The 15,263-nt window shown below is 75.3% G+C and carries 14 protein-coding genes and 1 pseudogene; 10 read left to right on the forward strand and 5 right to left on the reverse strand.

Features of this window, described 5'->3' with window-relative positions; genetic code table 11:
• Positions 1–49: 49 nt before the first annotated feature.
• Positions 50–1,726 carry a protein phosphatase 2C domain-containing protein gene (locus tag ACOTKD_RS20810; protein ID WP_424890475.1) on the reverse strand — a complete coding sequence of 559 codons (1,677 nt, stop codon included), beginning with the start codon at positions 1,724–1,726 and terminating at the stop codon, positions 50–52.
• A gap of 1,872 nt (positions 1,727–3,598) precedes the next feature.
• Between ACOTKD_RS20810 and ACOTKD_RS20815 the strand changes: the two genes are divergently transcribed.
• Positions 3,599–4,027: a helix-turn-helix transcriptional regulator gene (locus tag ACOTKD_RS20815; protein WP_424890476.1), complete on the forward strand. Its 429-nt coding sequence runs from the start codon at positions 3,599–3,601 to the stop codon at positions 4,025–4,027.
• Positions 4,028–4,155: 128 nt separating this feature from the next.
• The gene (locus tag ACOTKD_RS20820) at positions 4,156–4,638 is read left to right on the forward strand and encodes a DUF456 domain-containing protein (RefSeq protein WP_424890477.1); all 483 of its coding nucleotides are present in this window, start codon (positions 4,156–4,158) and stop codon (positions 4,636–4,638) included.
• Positions 4,639–4,660: 22 nt separating this feature from the next.
• On the opposite strand, the gene ACOTKD_RS20825 is transcribed toward ACOTKD_RS20820, so the two are convergent.
• The 4 genes from ACOTKD_RS20825 to ACOTKD_RS20840 all read right to left on the reverse strand — a co-directional run bounded on the left by ACOTKD_RS20825 (position 4,661) and on the right by ACOTKD_RS20840 (position 9,301).
• Positions 4,661–5,173, reverse strand: a complete 513-nt coding sequence (locus ACOTKD_RS20825) for a methylated-DNA--[protein]-cysteine S-methyltransferase (RefSeq protein ID WP_424890478.1) — start codon at positions 5,171–5,173, stop codon at positions 4,661–4,663.
• 3 nt (positions 5,174–5,176) lie between these two features.
• Positions 5,177–6,670, reverse strand: a complete 1,494-nt coding sequence (locus ACOTKD_RS20830; protein WP_424890479.1) for an AlkA N-terminal domain-containing protein — start codon at positions 6,668–6,670, stop codon at positions 5,177–5,179.
• Between the two features lie 171 nt (positions 6,671–6,841).
• A complete protein-coding gene (gene rsgA / locus ACOTKD_RS20835) occupies positions 6,842–7,939 on the reverse strand; it encodes a ribosome small subunit-dependent GTPase A (RefSeq protein WP_424890480.1) in 1,098 nt (365 codons plus the stop codon).
• Between the two features lie 63 nt (positions 7,940–8,002).
• Positions 8,003–9,301, reverse strand: coding sequence for a YihY/virulence factor BrkB family protein (locus tag ACOTKD_RS20840; RefSeq protein WP_424890481.1), 1,299 nt, complete (start codon positions 9,299–9,301; stop codon positions 8,003–8,005).
• Between the two features lie 230 nt (positions 9,302–9,531).
• Between ACOTKD_RS20840 and ACOTKD_RS20845 the strand changes: the two genes are divergently transcribed.
• The 8 genes and pseudogenes from ACOTKD_RS20845 to ACOTKD_RS20880 all read left to right on the forward strand — a co-directional run.
• Positions 9,532–10,779, forward strand: a complete 1,248-nt coding sequence (locus tag ACOTKD_RS20845) for a GAF domain-containing protein (protein WP_424890483.1) — start codon at positions 9,532–9,534, stop codon at positions 10,777–10,779.
• A 221-nt stretch (positions 10,780–11,000) separates the two neighbouring features.
• Positions 11,001–11,582: a GNAT family N-acetyltransferase gene (locus ACOTKD_RS20850; protein WP_424890484.1), complete on the forward strand. Its 582-nt coding sequence runs from the start codon at positions 11,001–11,003 to the stop codon at positions 11,580–11,582.
• Positions 11,583–11,687: 105 nt separating this feature from the next.
• Complete coding sequence (locus ACOTKD_RS20855; protein WP_353620284.1) at positions 11,688–11,771, forward strand: putative leader peptide; 84 nt, start codon at positions 11,688–11,690, stop codon at positions 11,769–11,771.
• A 184-nt stretch (positions 11,772–11,955) separates the two neighbouring features.
• Complete coding sequence (locus tag ACOTKD_RS20860) at positions 11,956–13,656, forward strand: nitrite/sulfite reductase (RefSeq protein ID WP_424890485.1); 1,701 nt, start codon at positions 11,956–11,958, stop codon at positions 13,654–13,656.
• Positions 13,653–13,883: a hypothetical protein gene (locus tag ACOTKD_RS20865; RefSeq protein ID WP_424890486.1), complete on the forward strand. Its 231-nt coding sequence runs from the start codon at positions 13,653–13,655 to the stop codon at positions 13,881–13,883. The genes ACOTKD_RS20860 and ACOTKD_RS20865 overlap by 4 nt, the downstream gene beginning before the upstream one ends.
• Entirely contained in the window at positions 13,880–14,569 is a 690-nt protein-coding gene (locus tag ACOTKD_RS20870; protein WP_424890487.1) for a phosphoadenylyl-sulfate reductase, read from the forward strand. Before ACOTKD_RS20865 ends, ACOTKD_RS20870 begins: the two co-directional genes overlap by 4 nt.
• Positions 14,570–14,589: 20 nt before the next feature.
• Complete coding sequence (gene cysC / locus ACOTKD_RS20875; RefSeq protein WP_424890488.1) at positions 14,590–15,123, forward strand: adenylyl-sulfate kinase; 534 nt, start codon at positions 14,590–14,592, stop codon at positions 15,121–15,123.
• Positions 15,120–15,263, forward strand: a pseudogene (locus ACOTKD_RS20880) (sulfate adenylyltransferase subunit CysD); the annotation flags it as partial. The gene cysC and the pseudogene ACOTKD_RS20880, both read left to right, overlap by 4 nt.

Here is a 15,263-nt window from a genome sequence, read left to right on the forward strand (position 1 = left end):
CCGGGCGGGGCGGTGACAACGCCACCGCCCCGCCCCGGAATCGGCCCGGCTACGCCTCCCAGAGCGCGCACGCCGTACGGTCGTCCGCGTATCCCTTCACCCGCAGCTGGGTGTCCGCGAGGAACGCCGCGAGCCCCGGCGGCCGTTCGCCCGCCCAGCGCTCGGCCAGCCTGCCGCCCAGCTCCGGCTCGCCGCGCATCGGCTCGGCGAGGCCCGCCGTGCACAGCATCAGCGTGTCCCCCGGCCGCGCGACGGACGCCCGGAAGCGGAACGGCTCGCCGGGCGCCGCCGGCTCCTCCGGCTCGACGGGCGGGGTCAGGCCGGGCGTGGGGATGCCGAGGTCCACCGTCATCGTGTCGGCGGGCGCCGAGCCGTAGCCGACGACCGGCTCGCCCGTGCGCTCCGGCGGGGCCTCCGGCTCCAGGTCCTGCCACACGCCCTCGCGGAGGCGGAACAGGCCGCCCGTGCCCACGCCGAAGAACACCCGCGTACGGCACTGCGGGTCGGCCGTCAGCAGCAGGCAGCGGACCGTCGCCGTGTACTCCTCGGGCCGCAGGCCCAGCTCGGCGGCGCGGGCGCGCAGCCGGCCGTAGGAGCGGTCGGTGAGCCGGTGCAGGCCCGACTTGAGCTCGCCGCGCCGGCCGCCGCGGATGTCGTCGGCCAGCCGGGCGTGGCTGCGACCGACGGCGCCCGCCAGCCACTTGCACGCGTCCTGCGCGGCGCGGGGCGCGACGTCCGTGCCGCGCAGGCCGCTGGCCATCGCCACGAGCAGCAGCGCGCCGTCACCGTCCCCGAAGCGCGCCGTCAGCAGGGAGTCCCGCCGGGGCTCGCCGCGGTAGCGCGCGGAGTCGCCGCGCAACGACAGGGCGCGCAGCGTGACGGCGCCGTACTGCGCTCCGTCCAGAACGGTGTCCGGCACGAGGCCGTCCAGGTCCTGCGGGTCCGCGGCGGGCCAGGCGGTGGGCTCCGCGTCGTACGTCGGCGGCCGCTCCCCCACGTACTCCGCGCCGTGGGCCGCCGGGCGGGCCGGCCGCGGGGTCTGCGCGGGCGCCGCGAGGGGGTGCCGCCGGGGCGGCGTCGACTCGCGGGAGACGACGGGCGGCCGGGACGCCGGCTCCAGGGACGCCGCCCGCGCGGCGGGCTCCAGGGGGTCGGCGTGGTCGCCGCCGGGCGGGGCGGTGCGGGCCGGCTGGGCGCCCCCGGCCCGCACGGGGCTCGCCCCGGAGGCCGGCTTCGCCGGCACGGCCGGGAGGGACTGCCCGGGGAGCCCGGGCCGCTCGGTGCGCTCGTAAGTGCCGGACGGCGCGGGCGGCTCCAGCGGCTGCGGAGGCTCCTGCCTGGGGGGCCTCGGCGGGCGTACGGGGCGCTCGGCCCGTACGGGCCTGGTCGGCCTCTCCAGCCGCCCGGTACGCCTGAGGCGCTCCGGCCGCTCGTAGCCGCGCTGCGGCTCGGACGGCCCGGCGTCACCCGCGGGCCGGGTGCCGTTCCGGCTCCCCGGACGGACCGGACGGCCGTCGGCGTCGGCGAAGTCCCCGGTCCGCTCGTCACGGCCGGCGGACCCGGTGGCGTCAGCGTCCGCGAGCCGGTCCGGGGGCGCGTCGCCCTCCACGGTGCCGTAACCGCCCGCCCGTTCGCCGGGTTCTGCAAGCCGCCCCGGGGGTTCACCGGCCTCGGGACCGCCGGAATCCGCGCGTCCGTCCCGCCCGCGCCGGTCGGCAAGCTCCATGCTGCCGGGCTCCTCCGCCCACGCGTCGGGGCCTGCACCGTCCGAGAACTCACCACCCTCAGGGCCACCGGAATCCGCGGGCCCGGACCGGGTCCGGCGGCCGGCGAGCTCCGCGCTCCCAGCCCCCTCCGCCCACGCATCCGGGCCTGCACCGTCCCAGGACTCACCGCCCTCCGGACCACCGGACTCCGCACACCCGGACCGCCCACGACGGCCGGACGGCTCCGCGCTGTCGTATCCCGCCGGCCGGGCGGAAGGGCCTGCCGGACGGTCCGGTGGTTCAGCGCCCTCCGGACCGCCGGAATCCGCGGGACCGGACCGGGTCCGGCGGCCGGCGAGCTCCGCCCGTGCACCGGGGGCCGCACGGCGCTCCGCGGGTTCGGCCGCTTGCCGGTCGCCGGCGTCCGCGCGGCCGGACCGGTCCCGGCGGCTGACGAGATCCTTGCCGGCCGGGGCGTCCGCACGGCCCGCGCCGGTGTTCTCCCTGCGGTCGTCACCGCCTGTGGAGGGGGCTGCGCGCCCGGAGCGGTCCGGGCGGCCGGGGCGCTCCGCCCCGCCGAATCCGTCCGCGCCTTCGGCGCGTTCGGGGCGTGGCGGGCGCGGGGTGCGGCCGCCGAAGAAGAGGTCCGCGCCTTCGCAGCGGTCCGTGCGTTCGGAGCGGGGCGGGCGCTCGGTGCGGCCCGTGGTCTCGGGCCGGGCCGGGCGCGGGGCGCGGCCGAGGGCCTCCGGGCCGGCGCCGTCCGGTGCCGGCCTTCCCCGCCCGGCAGGGGCCGGCGAGGCGGACGCTCCCAGGGATCCCGGCGGCCGGGCCGCCCCGGTCCGCCGGTCCTGGCCGCGGTCCTGGCCGTCCGTGCGATCGGGGCGGGCCCGCGGATCCCTCCGCTCCGGCGGAGCGGAATCCTCCGGCTGCCGCGGCACTTCGGACGGCCTGCGCGGGTCGGTCTTCCGCCACTTCTGCGGTTTCTCCAGCAGCTCCGGCAGGAGACCCGCACCGTGCAGGTCCGGCGGTTTCGGGATCCTCGGCAGGGGCACGCGCGCCGCGCGGCCGGGAGCCGGCCCGTCGGAGAGGCGCTCCGCACCCGACGGCGGGGGCGGCGGCGTGAATTCCGAACGCCCCGGAACACCCCGCGCACGCGGCGCGCCGTATCCCTTCGGCAGGGAGGGAAGCCCGCTCGGGGGAACGGCGACCGGCTCCGGGGGCCGCGGTGGATCAGGAGGCTCGGCCCTGGGTGCCCTCACCGTTCTCTGCGTGCGTTTCGGCCGTTCACCGCGGGCCTCCGCCCTCACCACCGCCGAGGCCGAGGTGAACCGCTCGTCGAGGCTGCTGTCGTCCCCGGCGGCGGATCCGATGTCCGGTGCATTCTTGTCGTACAACTCGCCCCACCAGGCGTCCTCTTGGCCGGTGCGCGGGTCCCCCTGCTGGCTCATGCCCTTATTGTCCATACTCTGGGGCATACGGGAAGAGTGCACGGCGGACCTCACCCGGGGATGATGACCGAGTCGAAAAGCGGTCGCGGGGAGGGATGTCGTGTGCTTGGCGCCATTGGACTGGACATTGAACGGGAAGCGCCTTCTGCCGTCCGGGAGATGAGCCGCTGCGGGGGGACGGAAAAGGAACGGCGGCAGTCCGCGGGACACAGTGGTGTGGAACTGGTGACGGGAGCACGCGCTGTTGACGAACGGCTCCTGCGCCTATGCCGCGGGGCGACCGTGGAAATATGCGCGCTGCTCGCGGGAAGTCCATCCGCATCGTCTGACACAGGCTCCGGCATACCCCGCCGCACGGTCGTCGAACGTACGGGGCTCGCCGCCCTGCCGGATGCCGGGGATCCCACCCTGATACGTGTCGCGGACCGCATTCCGGCCGAACTGGTGATTGCCGACCGCGCAGTTGCGCTGCTCCCCTTCACGCCCCGTACCGCCGGTCCGGCCGCGCTCCGCGAGGTGCCCGAGCCGGCGGCGCTGGTCGTCCACCGGGGCCCGCTGCTCTCGACGCTGGTGAACCTGTTCGAGGACATCTGGAACGAGGCCCTCCCGGTCCGGGTCTGTGCGGACGCCGCCCGGCGGCGGGCGGTGGACGGCCTGCCCGCCGGGCCCGACGCGCTGGACCTGGAGGTGCTCTCGCTGCTGATGGACGGGCTCACCGACGCGAGCGTCGCCAAGCAGCTCGGGCTGGGGCTGCGGACGGTGCAGCGCCGGGTGAAGCGGCTGATGGAGCTGGCCGGGGTGACGACCCGGCTGCAGCTGGGGTGGCACGCGGCGGCGCACGGCTGGACGACCGTCCGCCGGCCGCAGGGCTGAACGACCGGCACCGGCCGGGACCGCGGGGACAGCCGAGGACGGCCGGTTGACGGCCGGGGAGGCGTGTCGGCCACGGTGGCCGCAATCGTCCGGGGGCGCCGTCGTCCGCCTTCCGGCAACCTTGGTGCATGGGGACGTGGCAGCTGCTCCTCGTCGGCCTCGTGATGCTGCTCGGCCTGCTCGGCGTCGTCACCCCGGGGGTGCCGGGACCGCCGATCGTCTGGGCCGGCGTGCTGTGGTGGTCGATGACCGACCGGTCCGCCCTGGCCTGGGCGGTGCTCGCGGGGGCGACGGGGGTGCTGCTGCTGGAGCAGGCCGTCAGCTGGCTGCTGCCGCCCCGCCGGCTCAGGGGCGCGGGCATCACGCGCCGCGCCTTCCTGGTGGCCGGGGTCGCCGGGATCGCCGGCTTCTTCGTGCTCCCGGTGCTGGGCGCGGTGCCCGGCTTCGTCGGCGGGCTCTACGGGGTGGAGCGGCAGCGGCTGGGCGGGCACGGCGCGGCGTGGGCCTCCACGCGGAACGTGATGCGTGCGCTGGGCACGAGTGTCCTGGTGGAGCTGTTCGCGTGCCTGCTGGTGGTGGGCGGGTGGATCGGCGCGGTCGCGTGGGGCTGACGAGGGCGGGGCCGGGCGCCGCTCAGGCCGGCGGCTCTGCCGCGCCCTCCAGTGCCAGCAGCACGCGCTTGCGGTCCAGGCCGCCCGCGTAGCCGGTGAGGGAACCGTCCGCGCCGATCACCCGGTGGCAGGGGCGCAGCACGAGCAGCGGGTTGGCGCCCACGGCCCCGCCGACCGCGCGGACCGCGGCGCGGGAGGCGCCGATCCGGGCGGCGAGCTCGCCGTAGGTGGTGGTGGCACCGTAGGGGATGGCGTCGAGGGCGTCCCAGACGCGGCGGCGGAATTCCGTGCCCTCCACGGCGAATTCGAGGTCGAAGCCCTCGGCTTCGCCGGCGAAGTAGGCGGCGAGCTGCCGCTCGGCCTCGGCGAACGCGGCGTGGTCGCGGAGCCGGTCCGGTGCCGGGGCGGGGGCGTTCTTCCGGCCCGGCACGGACAGGGAGGCGATGGCGGTGCCGCCGGGTGCGGTCGCGGAGGGCCGGCCGGTGACGAGGAGCGGGCCGAGGGGGCTGTCGATCTCGGTGTAGAGCGTGGTCATGGTTCAGGAGTCCTTGCTGTCCGGGGTGGCGGCAGCGGTCCCGGGGGCCGGGTCGGCAGCCGCCTGCCAGAGGTGGTGGAGGGCGTACGAGCGCCAGGGGCGCCAGGCTTCGGCGGCGCCGGGCTCCGCGCCGAGGGCGGCGAGGCCGTGGCGGGCGCCGGCGTCGCCGGGCAGGAAGACGTCGGGGTCGCCGAGGGCCCGCATGCGGATGTAGCCGGCGGTCCACGGGCCGATCCCGGGGAGCTCCAGGAGGGCCTGCGCCGCCTGGTCGCGGTCGGCGCCGGGGTCGAGGCGGACGGTGCCGTCGGCGAGGGCCGTGGCGGTGGCGCGCAGGGCGCGCTTGCGGGTGTCCGGTGTGCCGAGGCCGTCGAGGGAGGCGTCGGCGAGGGTGCCGGGGTCGGGGAAGAGGTGGGTGAGGCCGCCGTCGGGTGCGGGCAACGGCTTGCCGTACGCGGCGACGAGGTCCGCGCCGAGGCGCACCGCGGCCGCGACGCCGACCTGCTGGCCGAGGACGGCCCGTACGGCCAGTTCGTCGCCGTCGGCGGCGCCGGGCGAGCGCAGCCCGGCCCGGGCGGCGACGAGCGGGCGCAGCAGCGGGTCGGCGCCGAGGCGCTCGGCGACGGCGTAGGGGTCGGCGTCGAGGTCGAAGAGGCGGCGGACGCGCTGGACGGCGGTGGCCAGGTCGCGGGGGTCGGTGAGGTGGAGCCGGCAGTCGAGCCAGGCACCGTGCCGGCCGCCCGCGGGGCGGGGTTCGCGGACCTCGGCGACGCCGGTTCCGTAGGGCAGCCGCAGGGTGCGGCGGTAGAGCCGGGCGCCGGGACCGCCGAGGACCTCCTCGACGCCGGGGACGGCTCGCTTCTGCAGATAGCCGAAGATCTCGTGGGCGGCGTACGGGCCGCGGTGGGCCAGGCGCAGCGGGATGCCGGCGCCGGTCCGCCGGGGGCCCTTGCGGACGCGCAGGCTGCTGGGGGTGGCCGCGTAGATCTCGCGGATCGTGTCGTTGAACTGGCGGACGCTCGCGAAGCCCGCGGCGAAGGCGATGCCGGTGACGGGCATGTCCGTGGTCTGCAGGAGGACGCGGGCGGTGTGGGCGCGCTGGGCGCGGGCGAGGGCGATGGGGCCGGCGCCGAGCTCCTGGGTGAGCTGGCGGTGCACCTGGCGGGAGCTGTAGCCGAGGCGGCGGGCGAGGCCCGCGACGCCCTCGCGGTCGACGACGCCGTCGCCGATGAGGCGCATGGCGCGGCCGACGAGGTCGGCGCGGACGTTCCACTCGGCGGAGCCCGGGGCGGCGTCGGGCCGGCAGCGGCGGCAGGCGCGGAAGCCGGCGCCCTGGGCGGCGGCGGCCGAGGGGTAGAAGCGGACGTTCCGGCGCTTGGGGGTCACGGCGGGGCAGCTGGGACGGCAGTAGATGCCGGTGGTCTTCACGGCGAGGAAGAACTCGCCGTCGAAGCGGGCGTCCCTGCTGTGTACCGCCTGGTAGCGGGACTCGTCGTCCATGGCTCCAGTCTGCGGTATCGCTGCGCGGGCGACTGGCGGAAATCGGACGGCGGCTTCGCCGCCATGTCCTCGTCCTCAAACGCCGGACGGGCTTGATCGTGTTGGGCCTGCGCCCACAAATCAGCCCGTCCGGCGTTTGAGGACCGGGGTCCGGGGCGGAGCCCCGGGCCGTCAGCGGCCCGGGCCCCGCTTGCGCGCAGCGCTCTCGCGGCCCTCCGCCGCCTTCCGTTTCCAGTCGCGGCGGATCTCCGCCCGGAGCCGGGCATCCGTGCGGGCGGCGATCCATGCGTTCTCGCGCAGGAGCTTGCGGTAGCTGTCGAGGCGGCGCTGGGCGAGCTCGCCGCCGGCGACGGCCGCCAGCACCGCGCAGCCCGGTTCTCCGGCGTGCCCGCAGTCGTGGAAGCGGCAGCGGGCGGCGTACTCCTCTACTTCGGCGAACGCCTGCGCGACGCCGCCTCCGGCGTCCCACAGGCCGACGCCGCGCAGGCCGGGGGTGTCGATCAGGACGCCGCCGAAGGGCAGCCGGAGCATGTTGCGCGTGGTGGTGGTGTGGCGGCCCTTGCCGTCGCGGTCGCGGGCGGCGTTGACGTCCTGGACGTCCTCGCCGGCGAGGGCGTTGGCCAGGGTGGACTTGCCGGCGCCGGACTGGCCGAGGAGCACGGTGGTGCCGCCGGCCAGGGAGGCGGCGAGGACGTCGAGGCCCTCGCCGGTCTCCGAGCTGACGGCGAGCACCTGGGCGCCCGGCGCCGCGGCGGCGGTGTCGGCGACGAGGTGGCCCAGGGTGACGGGGTCGGGCACGAGGTCGGCCTTGGTGAGGACGACCAGCGGTGCGGCACCGCTCTCCCAGGCGAGGGCGAGGAACCGCTCGACACGGCCGAGGTCCAGTTCGACGGCGAGGGAGACCGCGACGACGGCGTGGTCGACGTTGGCGGCGAGGACCTGGCCCTCGGAGCGCTTCGAGGAGGTGGACCGCACGAAGGCGGTGCGGCGGGGCAGCAGGGCGAGGACGTAGCCGCGGGCAGTGTCGACGGCGGCCCAGTCGCCGGTGCACATGACGGCCAGCGGGTCGCCGGTGGTGACGAGCGCGGCGTCGGCCTGCACGGTGCGCACGCCGGAGCCGTCCGGTGCGGGGACGACGACGTCGCAGCGGCCGCGGTCGACGCGGACGATCCGGCCGGGGACGACGCCCTCGGCATCGTGCGGGGCGTAGCTGTCAGCGAACCCTTCGTCCCAGCCGTAGGGAGCGAGAGGGTGCGGGAGCGAAGTCAAGACGGTGTTCCTTCACGGAGGAGGGGATGGAGGTGATCGACGTCTGGGTGCGGGCCGTGGCAGTCATCGGTCCTCGCCTCCTCTCCGTACGTCCTTGCGGACACGCGTCCTTCGCGTGGGGGTGAGCTTAGGCAAAGCGATCGGGCGGGCGCGAAAGGTTTTTCGCGCCCGCCCGATCGCTCGCCCTCCGTCGCGCCGCTTGGCGTGCTTGGGGTGGTGGGTCTCCGTCTGGATCCGGGAGCGGACGTCGTCCGGGGGGAGGAACTGCGCCCACCGCTCGGGGAACTCCGAGGGCGGCTCGCGGTCCTGGCCGATCACGCCCTCGTCCGTGCCGTCCTCGTCGAGGTCGTCGGCGAGGCTCGCCTCCATCGCGCGGGCCGCGCGCTCGGCCGCCTCCTGCGCCGCCGCCGCGGCCCGCAGCCGGTCGACGTCGGCGCGCGCGGCGGCGGTGGCGACCGACGGCCACACGCGGTCCAGCGCGGCGTTGACGGCCGCGCCGACGAGCACCGCGAAGGCCGAGACGCCGATCCACAACAGGACGGCGACGGGCGCGGCGAGGGACCCGTAGATGGTCAGGCCCTCCACCGTGTGGGTGAGGTAGATGCGCAGCAGGAAGCTGCCGAGCACCCACATCGTCAGAGCGACGAGCGCCCCGGGGATGTCCTCCTGCCAGGGCGAACGGACCGGCACGGAGACGTGGTAGAGCGTGGTGAGGAAGACGATGGACAGCAGGATGACGACGGGCCAGTAGAGGAACCGCACCACGTCGCCGCTCCAGGGCACGACGTCCTCGACGGCCTCGGGTCCCGCGACCATCAGTGGCAGGGCCACCGCGCCGATCAGGAGGGCGACGACGTAGAGGAGGAAGGCGAGCAGGCGGGTCCGGACGATGCCGCGCTTGCCCTCCAGCCCGTACATGATCGTGATGGTGTCGACGAAGACGTTGACGGCGCGCGAGCCGGACCACAGGGCGATGGCGAAGCCGACGGAGATGACGTCGGGGCGGCCCTTGGTGACGTCCCGCAGCAGGGGCCGGGCGATCTCGTTGACGCCCTTGTCGCTGAGGACGGTCGCGGACGCCTTGAGGATGTTCTCCTGGATGGAGCCGATGGTGTTGGTGCCGGTCCATGCGTCCAGGTAGCCGAGCAGCCCGAGGAGACCGAGCAGCAACGGCGGCAGGGAGAGCAGCGTGAAGAACGCGGCCTCCGCCGCGAGCCCGGTCACGCGGTATTCGATGCAGGAGTTGACGGTGTCCTTCAGAAGGAGCCACGCCATCCTGCGTTTCGAGACATTTCGGTACAGGACGCGAGCCCTGTGCAGCCGGCCGGCCCGACGCCCCGGTGATTCATTTGCTGCCTGCACGGTCTAACCGTATCCGCCCTGGCCACGTGGGATCGCACAGCAGCCGAACAGGCGGGCGACAGGGGCGGGAAAAGCGTCCGGTGGAGGGTGATGCTGCGCCGACTCGGCACCACCCTCCGGCCGCTCACCCTCACCATCCGCCCGTGGTGCGGCCCCGCGCAACGGTTGCATGGAGTTGCAATCCTGTGGATGCCCCGCGGGCGGGGCCCGCGGGACGGCACCATGGCAGCGTGAACCGCGGAACCACCGACGAAGCCCTGCTGCCGGCCGTCCGGGAGGCCTGCCTGGGGGACGCGCGTCCCCCGGTCCCGCCGCGCCCGCTGATCGGGCAGTCCTGGCACCGCGTCCGGCTGCGGGGGGTCGACCCGGAGAAGGGCGGTTCCTCCCCGCGGCTGGCCACCGACGAGGTCGAGGAGCGGCGGCAGCGCTCGCCGCTCGGGGGCCTGCTCACCCACCTGCGCGAGGGCCTGGGGTCGGTGGTCGACGTCGAGCGGCACCTGATGGCCGTCACGGACGCCGAGGGCCTGGTGCTGTGGCGGCAGGGGAACCGGGGCGTGCTGCGCAGCGCCGACCGGCTGGGCTTCGACGTGGGCGCGTCGTGGGCGGAGGAGCTGGTGGGCACGAACGGCATCGGCACGTCCCTGGTGGAGCGGCGCCCGGTGCTGGTGCGGTCGGCCGAGCACTTCGTCCGCACGCACCACGCGTGGTCCTGCGCGGCCGCCCCGCTGCGCGATCCGCGCGACGGGCGGCTGCTGGGCGTGCTGAACGTCAGCGGTCCGGCCCCGGCCTTCAACCCCGCCACGCTGCCGCTGGTCACGGCGGTCGCGAAGGTCGGCGAGGGGGAGCTGCGGGTCCGGCACTGGGAGTCGGTGGAGCGGCTGCGGGCGGTCGCGGCGCCGATGCTGGCCCGGGTGGGCGGCCGGGCGCTGGTGGTGGACCGCGACGGCTGGGCGGCGGCGGTGACGGGCATGGGGCCGGTCGGCCGGGTCGCGCTGCCCAAGTCCGTCCAGGCGGGGCGGGTGTGGCTGCCGTCGCTGGGGCTGTGCTCGCTCGCACCCCTGCCGGACGGCTGGCTGGTGCGGGTGGAGGAGGCGCCCCGGGCCGAGCTCGTGCCCAGCCGTGTGGTGCTGGACGTGCGGGGGCCGCGGCGCTGGACGGTCACGGTCGCCGGCGCGGCGGGCGAGTGGTCGCAGGAGCTCAGCCCCCGCCACGCCGAGCTGCTGTACGTGCTGGCCCGGCATCCCGGGGGGCGGTCCGCGGCGGAGCTCGCGGCGGACCTGTTCGGGGACGCGTCCCGGACGGTGACGGTACGGGCGGAGATGTCGCGGATGCGGCGCACGCTCGCGGGCGTGCTGAGCCACCGCCCGTACCGCTTCGCGGAGAACGTCGACGTCCGCCTGCTCGTACCGTCCCGGCCGGCGGACCTCCTGCCGTCGTCGACGGCCCCGGTGGTCCTGGCGGACCGGGCCGGCCCCTGACGGGCCGGTCCCCGGACCGCCTCAGGCCGTACGGCACCGCCGGACACCACCACGGCGGCTGAGCACCACCGCGGCGGAACAGAAACCCCGCGGCGGTCCGCGCGGGCCGCACCGGCCCGGCCGCACCCTCCGCCGCGGCGGCGATCAGCCGACTACCGCCCCGCCGCGGCGGAAACAAGGGCTCGGCGCCCCGCGCGCAGCGGCCGTGGTTGGCTGGGCGTATGAGCAACCGTACGACCACCGTGACCACCTGGTCGCTGGAGCAGACCTCGCCGGGCGACCTCGTACCCGTCCAGGAACCGGACAGCGCGTCCGGCATCCGGATCGTCCGCGCCGAGGTGCCCTCGCCCGAGTTCAGCCGCTTCCTCTACACGGCCGTCGGCGGCGACGTGACATGGCTCGACCGGCTGCCGTGGAGCTACGAGACGTGGCGCGCGCACCTGACGCGGCCCGGGGTCGAGACCTGGGTGGCGTACGAGCACGGGACGCCGGCCGGCTACATCGAGCTGGAGGCGCAGGGCGAAGGCACGGTCGAGATCGTCTACTTCGGTCTGATACCGGCGTTCCGGGGCCGCCGCATCGGCGGGCACCTGCTCTCGTACGGCACGGCCCGCGCGTGGGACCTGGCCGGCCGGTGGCCGGACCTGGCGCCGACGAAGCGGGTCTGGGTGCACACCTGCAGCCTGGACGGCGAGCACGCGGTCGCCAATTACGAGCGCCGCGGCTTCCGCGTGTTCAGGACGGTGTCCGAGGAGCAGCCGGAGGCGGCGCCCCCGGGCCCGTGGCCCGGCGCCCACGCCTGACCGAAGACCGCTCCCCCGACGAACCCGTCCCGCCATCCGGGACGGGTTCGTCCGCATTACGGACAACGGTGGACTGGCCGGATCCCGCCGTGCCACGCTGCCGTCATGTCCGGAGCTGGAATCGTCTTGGTGAGTCGGCGTCACGTCGACCTCGTCCGCGTGTCCAGCGCCATCTGTCCGGCGGGCTGACGTCTCAGCACCACTTCGCACCAGCACTGCCGCTTCCTGACATTCGCCCGCTCTGCCGCCGTCCCCGATGCCGCGGACGAGCGTCTCCCTTGCGCACCCCCGCAGTTCCGCCGCAGCCCGCCGCCCCGCATCCGCCGGACCGGGCTCCGCGGGCTACCCGCAGGCCACCGAAGGACACACCACCATGGCTGCCACCTCTCCCACACCCCAGGCCGCCGCCCCGACCCGCCGCAAGGCCGGCCGCCACCGCGGCGAGGGCCAGTGGGCCGTGGGCCACTTCACCCCGCTGAACGGCAACGAGCAGTTCAAGAAGGACGACGACGGTCTCAATGTGCGGACACGCATCGAGACGATCTACTCGAAGGCCGGCTTCGCCTCCATCGACCCCGCCGACCTCCGCGGCCGGATGCGCTGGTGGGGCCTGTACACCCAGCGCAAGCAGGGGATCGACGGCGGCAGGACGGCGGTCCTGGAGCCGGAGGAGCTGGACGACGAGTACTTCATGATGCGGATCCGCATCGACGGCGGCCGCCTCTCCGTCGCCCAGCTGCGCGCGATCGGCGAGGTCTCGCAGACGTACGCCCGCGGCACGGCCGACATCACGGACCGGCAGAACATCCAGCTGCACTGGGTCCGCATCGAGGACGTGCCCGCCATCTGGGAGAAGCTGGAGGCCGTCGGGCTGTCGACGACGGAGGCCTGCGGCGACTGCCCGCGCGTCGTCATCGGCTCGCCGGTCGCCGGGATCGCCGCGGACGAGATCATCGACGGCACGCCGGCGATCGAGGAGATCGAGCGCCGCTACATCGGCAGCAAGGAATTCTCCAACCTGCCCCGGAAGTTCAAGTCCGCCGTCTCCGGTTCGCCGGCGCAGGACGTCGTCCACGAGATCAACGACATCGCCTTCGTGGGCGTCGTCCACCCCGAGCACGGGCCCGGCTTCGACGTCTGGGTGGGCGGCGGGCTGTCGACGAGCCCCCGGCTCGGCGAGCGGCTGGGCGCCTGGGTGCCGCTGGAGGACGTCCCGGACGTGTGGGCCGGGGTGGTCGGCATCTTCCGCGACTACGGCTACCGCCGGCTGCGCACCCGCGCCCGGCTGAAGTTCCTGATGGCCGACTGGGGCCCGGAGCGGTTCCGCGACGTCCTGGAGAACGAGTACCTGAAGCGGAAGCTCGCGGACGGGCCGGCGCCGGCCGAGCCGAGCAACCGCTGGCGCGACCACATGGGCGTCCACGAGCAGAAGGACGGCCGCTTCTACGTGGGCTTCGCCCCGCGCGTCGGCCGGGTGGACGGCAGCACCCTCGCCAAGCTCGCCGAACTCGCGGCGGCGCACGGCTCGGACCGGCTCAACACCACCGTCGAGCAGAAGATGGTCGTCCTGGACGTGGCGCGCGAGCGGGTGGACTCCCTCGTCGCCGGGCTGGAGGCACTCGGCTTCCAGGTCACCCCCTCCCCCTTCCGGCGCGGCACGATGGCCTGCACGGGCATCGAGTACTGCAAGCTCGCGATCGTGGAGACGAAGGCCCGCGGCGCCTCGCTGATCGACGAACTGGAGCGCCGGATGCCGGACTTCGCGGAGCCGGTCACCATCAACATCAACGGCTGCCCCAACGCCTGCGCCCGGATCCAGACCGCCGACATCGGCCTCAAGGGCCAGCTCGTGCTGGACGCGGACGGCCGCCAGGTCGAGGGCTTCCAGGTGCACCTGGGCGGCGCGCTGGGCCTGCGGGCCGGCTTCGGCCGCAAGGTCCGCGGCCTGAAGGTCACCTCCGACGAACTCCCGGACTACGTCGAGCGCGTGCTGACCCGCTTCAGCGAACAGCGCGAGGACGGCGAGCGGTTCGCGGCCTGGGCCGCGCGCGCCACGGAGGCGGACCTGTCATGAGCGGACGCGCCGCCCCCTTCTACTGCCCCTACTGCGGCGACGAGGACCTGCGCCCCTCCGAGGAAGGATGGGGGTCCCCCCTGCGCGAGCGGAGCCGAGAGCTTGGGGGAGGAGCCTGGGAATGCACCGCCTGCAGCCGGGCGTTCCGGCTGTCGTTCCTCGGGCTACTGGCCCCGCGCGGCCGGGGCCCCGCGCCCGTACCCGGCGAAGGGGACATCACGTCATGACCGTCACCGATCTGCAAGCGTTGGCCGAACGGGCGGGCCGAGAGCTGGAGGACGCCCCGGCGCCCGACATCCTCCGCTGGGCCGCCGAGACCTTCGGGAAGCGGTTCTGCGTCACCTCGTCCATGGAGGACGCGGTCGTCGCCCACCTCGCCTCCCGCGCCCTGCCCGGCGTGGACGTCGTCTTCCTCGACACCGGCTACCACTTCCCCGAGACGATCGGCACCCGTGACGCGGTGGCGGCCGTGATGGACGTCAACGTCATCACGCTCACGCCGCGCGCGACCGTCGCCGAGCAGGACGCCGCCCACGGGCCCCGGCTGCACGACCGCGACCCCGACCTGTGCTGCGCGCTGCGCAAGGTCGAGCCGCTGGAGCGCGGGCTGGCCGCGTACGACGCCTGGGCGACCGGGCTGCGCCGCGACGAGTCGCCGACCCGCGCGGGCACGCCCGTCGTCGGCTGGGACGCGCGGCGGCGGAAGGTGAAGGTGTCGCCCATCGCCCGCTGGACCCGGGAGGACGTCGAAACGTACGTGTCCGAACACGGCGTGCTCACCAACCCGTTGCTCATGGACGGCTACGCCTCCGTCGGCTGTGCGCCCTGCACCCGCCGGGTCGTGGCGGGCGAGGACGCGCGCGCGGGTCGCTGGTCGGGGCTCGCCAAGACCGAGTGCGGGCTGCACGGATGACACAGGAGCGGGAGCAGAGGATGAGCGGAGCCACGATCTGGCTCACCGGCCTGCCGAGCGCGGGCAAGACCACCATCGCCCGGGCGCTGGCCGCGCGGCTGAGCGACGAGGGACACCGGGTGGAGGTGCTCGACGGCGACGAGGTCAGGGAGTTCCTCTCGGCCGGTCTGGGTTTCTCGCGCGAGGACCGGGACACCAACGTGCGGCGCATCGGCTTCGTCGCGCAGCTGCTGGCCGCGCACGGCGTGAAGGTGCTCGTCCCGGTGATCGCCCCCTACGCGGAGTCCCGCGAGGCGGTGCGGGGGCACCACCAGCAGCGGGGCACCGGCTATCTGGAGGTGCACGTGGCCACGCCCGTCGAGGTGTGCTCGGCCCGGGACGTGAAGGGCCTGTACGCGAAGCAGGCCGCGGGCGAGCTGTCCGGGCTGACGGGCGTGGACGATCCGTACGAGGCGCCGGCCGACCCGGACCTGCGGATCGAGGCGCACGCGCAGACCGTCGCGGAGTCGGCCGGGGCGCTGCACGCGCTGCTGGCGGGAAGGGGGCTGGCATGAGCGTTGCGGACAGTCCGTATGCGTTGTCGCATCTGGATGTGCTGGAGTCGGAGGCGGTGCACGTCTTCAGGGAGGTGGCGGGGGAGTTCGAGCGGCCGGTGCTGTTGTTCTCCGGCGGCAAGGACTCCATCGTCATGCTG

The organism is Streptomyces sp. XH2 (assembly GCF_049725035.1).
Lineage (GTDB): Bacteria > Actinomycetota > Actinomycetes > Streptomycetales > Streptomycetaceae > Streptomyces > Streptomyces roseoverticillatus.

Excerpts from the sequence above, each read along its gene's own strand:
- ACOTKD_RS20855 (WP_353620284.1), top strand. The coding sequence starts at position 11,688 with ATGTCCGGAGCTGGAATCGTCTTGGTGAGTCGGCGTCACGTCGACCTC.
- ACOTKD_RS20810 (WP_424890475.1), bottom strand. The coding sequence starts at position 1,726 with ATGGAGCTTGCCGACCGGCGCGGGCGGGACGGACGCGCGGATTCCGGC.
- ACOTKD_RS20850 (WP_424890484.1), top strand. The coding sequence starts at position 11,001 with ATGAGCAACCGTACGACCACCGTGACCACCTGGTCGCTGGAGCAGACC.
- ACOTKD_RS20825 (WP_424890478.1), bottom strand. The coding sequence starts at position 5,173 with ATGACCACGCTCTACACCGAGATCGACAGCCCCCTCGGCCCGCTCCTC.
- cysC (WP_424890488.1), top strand. The coding sequence starts at position 14,590 with ATGAGCGGAGCCACGATCTGGCTCACCGGCCTGCCGAGCGCGGGCAAG.
- ACOTKD_RS20870 (WP_424890487.1), top strand. The coding sequence starts at position 13,880 with ATGACCGTCACCGATCTGCAAGCGTTGGCCGAACGGGCGGGCCGAGAG.
- ACOTKD_RS20860 (WP_424890485.1), top strand. The coding sequence starts at position 11,956 with ATGGCTGCCACCTCTCCCACACCCCAGGCCGCCGCCCCGACCCGCCGC.
- ACOTKD_RS20830 (WP_424890479.1), bottom strand. The coding sequence starts at position 6,670 with ATGGACGACGAGTCCCGCTACCAGGCGGTACACAGCAGGGACGCCCGC.
- ACOTKD_RS20820 (WP_424890477.1), top strand. The coding sequence starts at position 4,156 with ATGGGGACGTGGCAGCTGCTCCTCGTCGGCCTCGTGATGCTGCTCGGC.
- ACOTKD_RS20865 (WP_424890486.1), top strand. The coding sequence starts at position 13,653 with ATGAGCGGACGCGCCGCCCCCTTCTACTGCCCCTACTGCGGCGACGAG.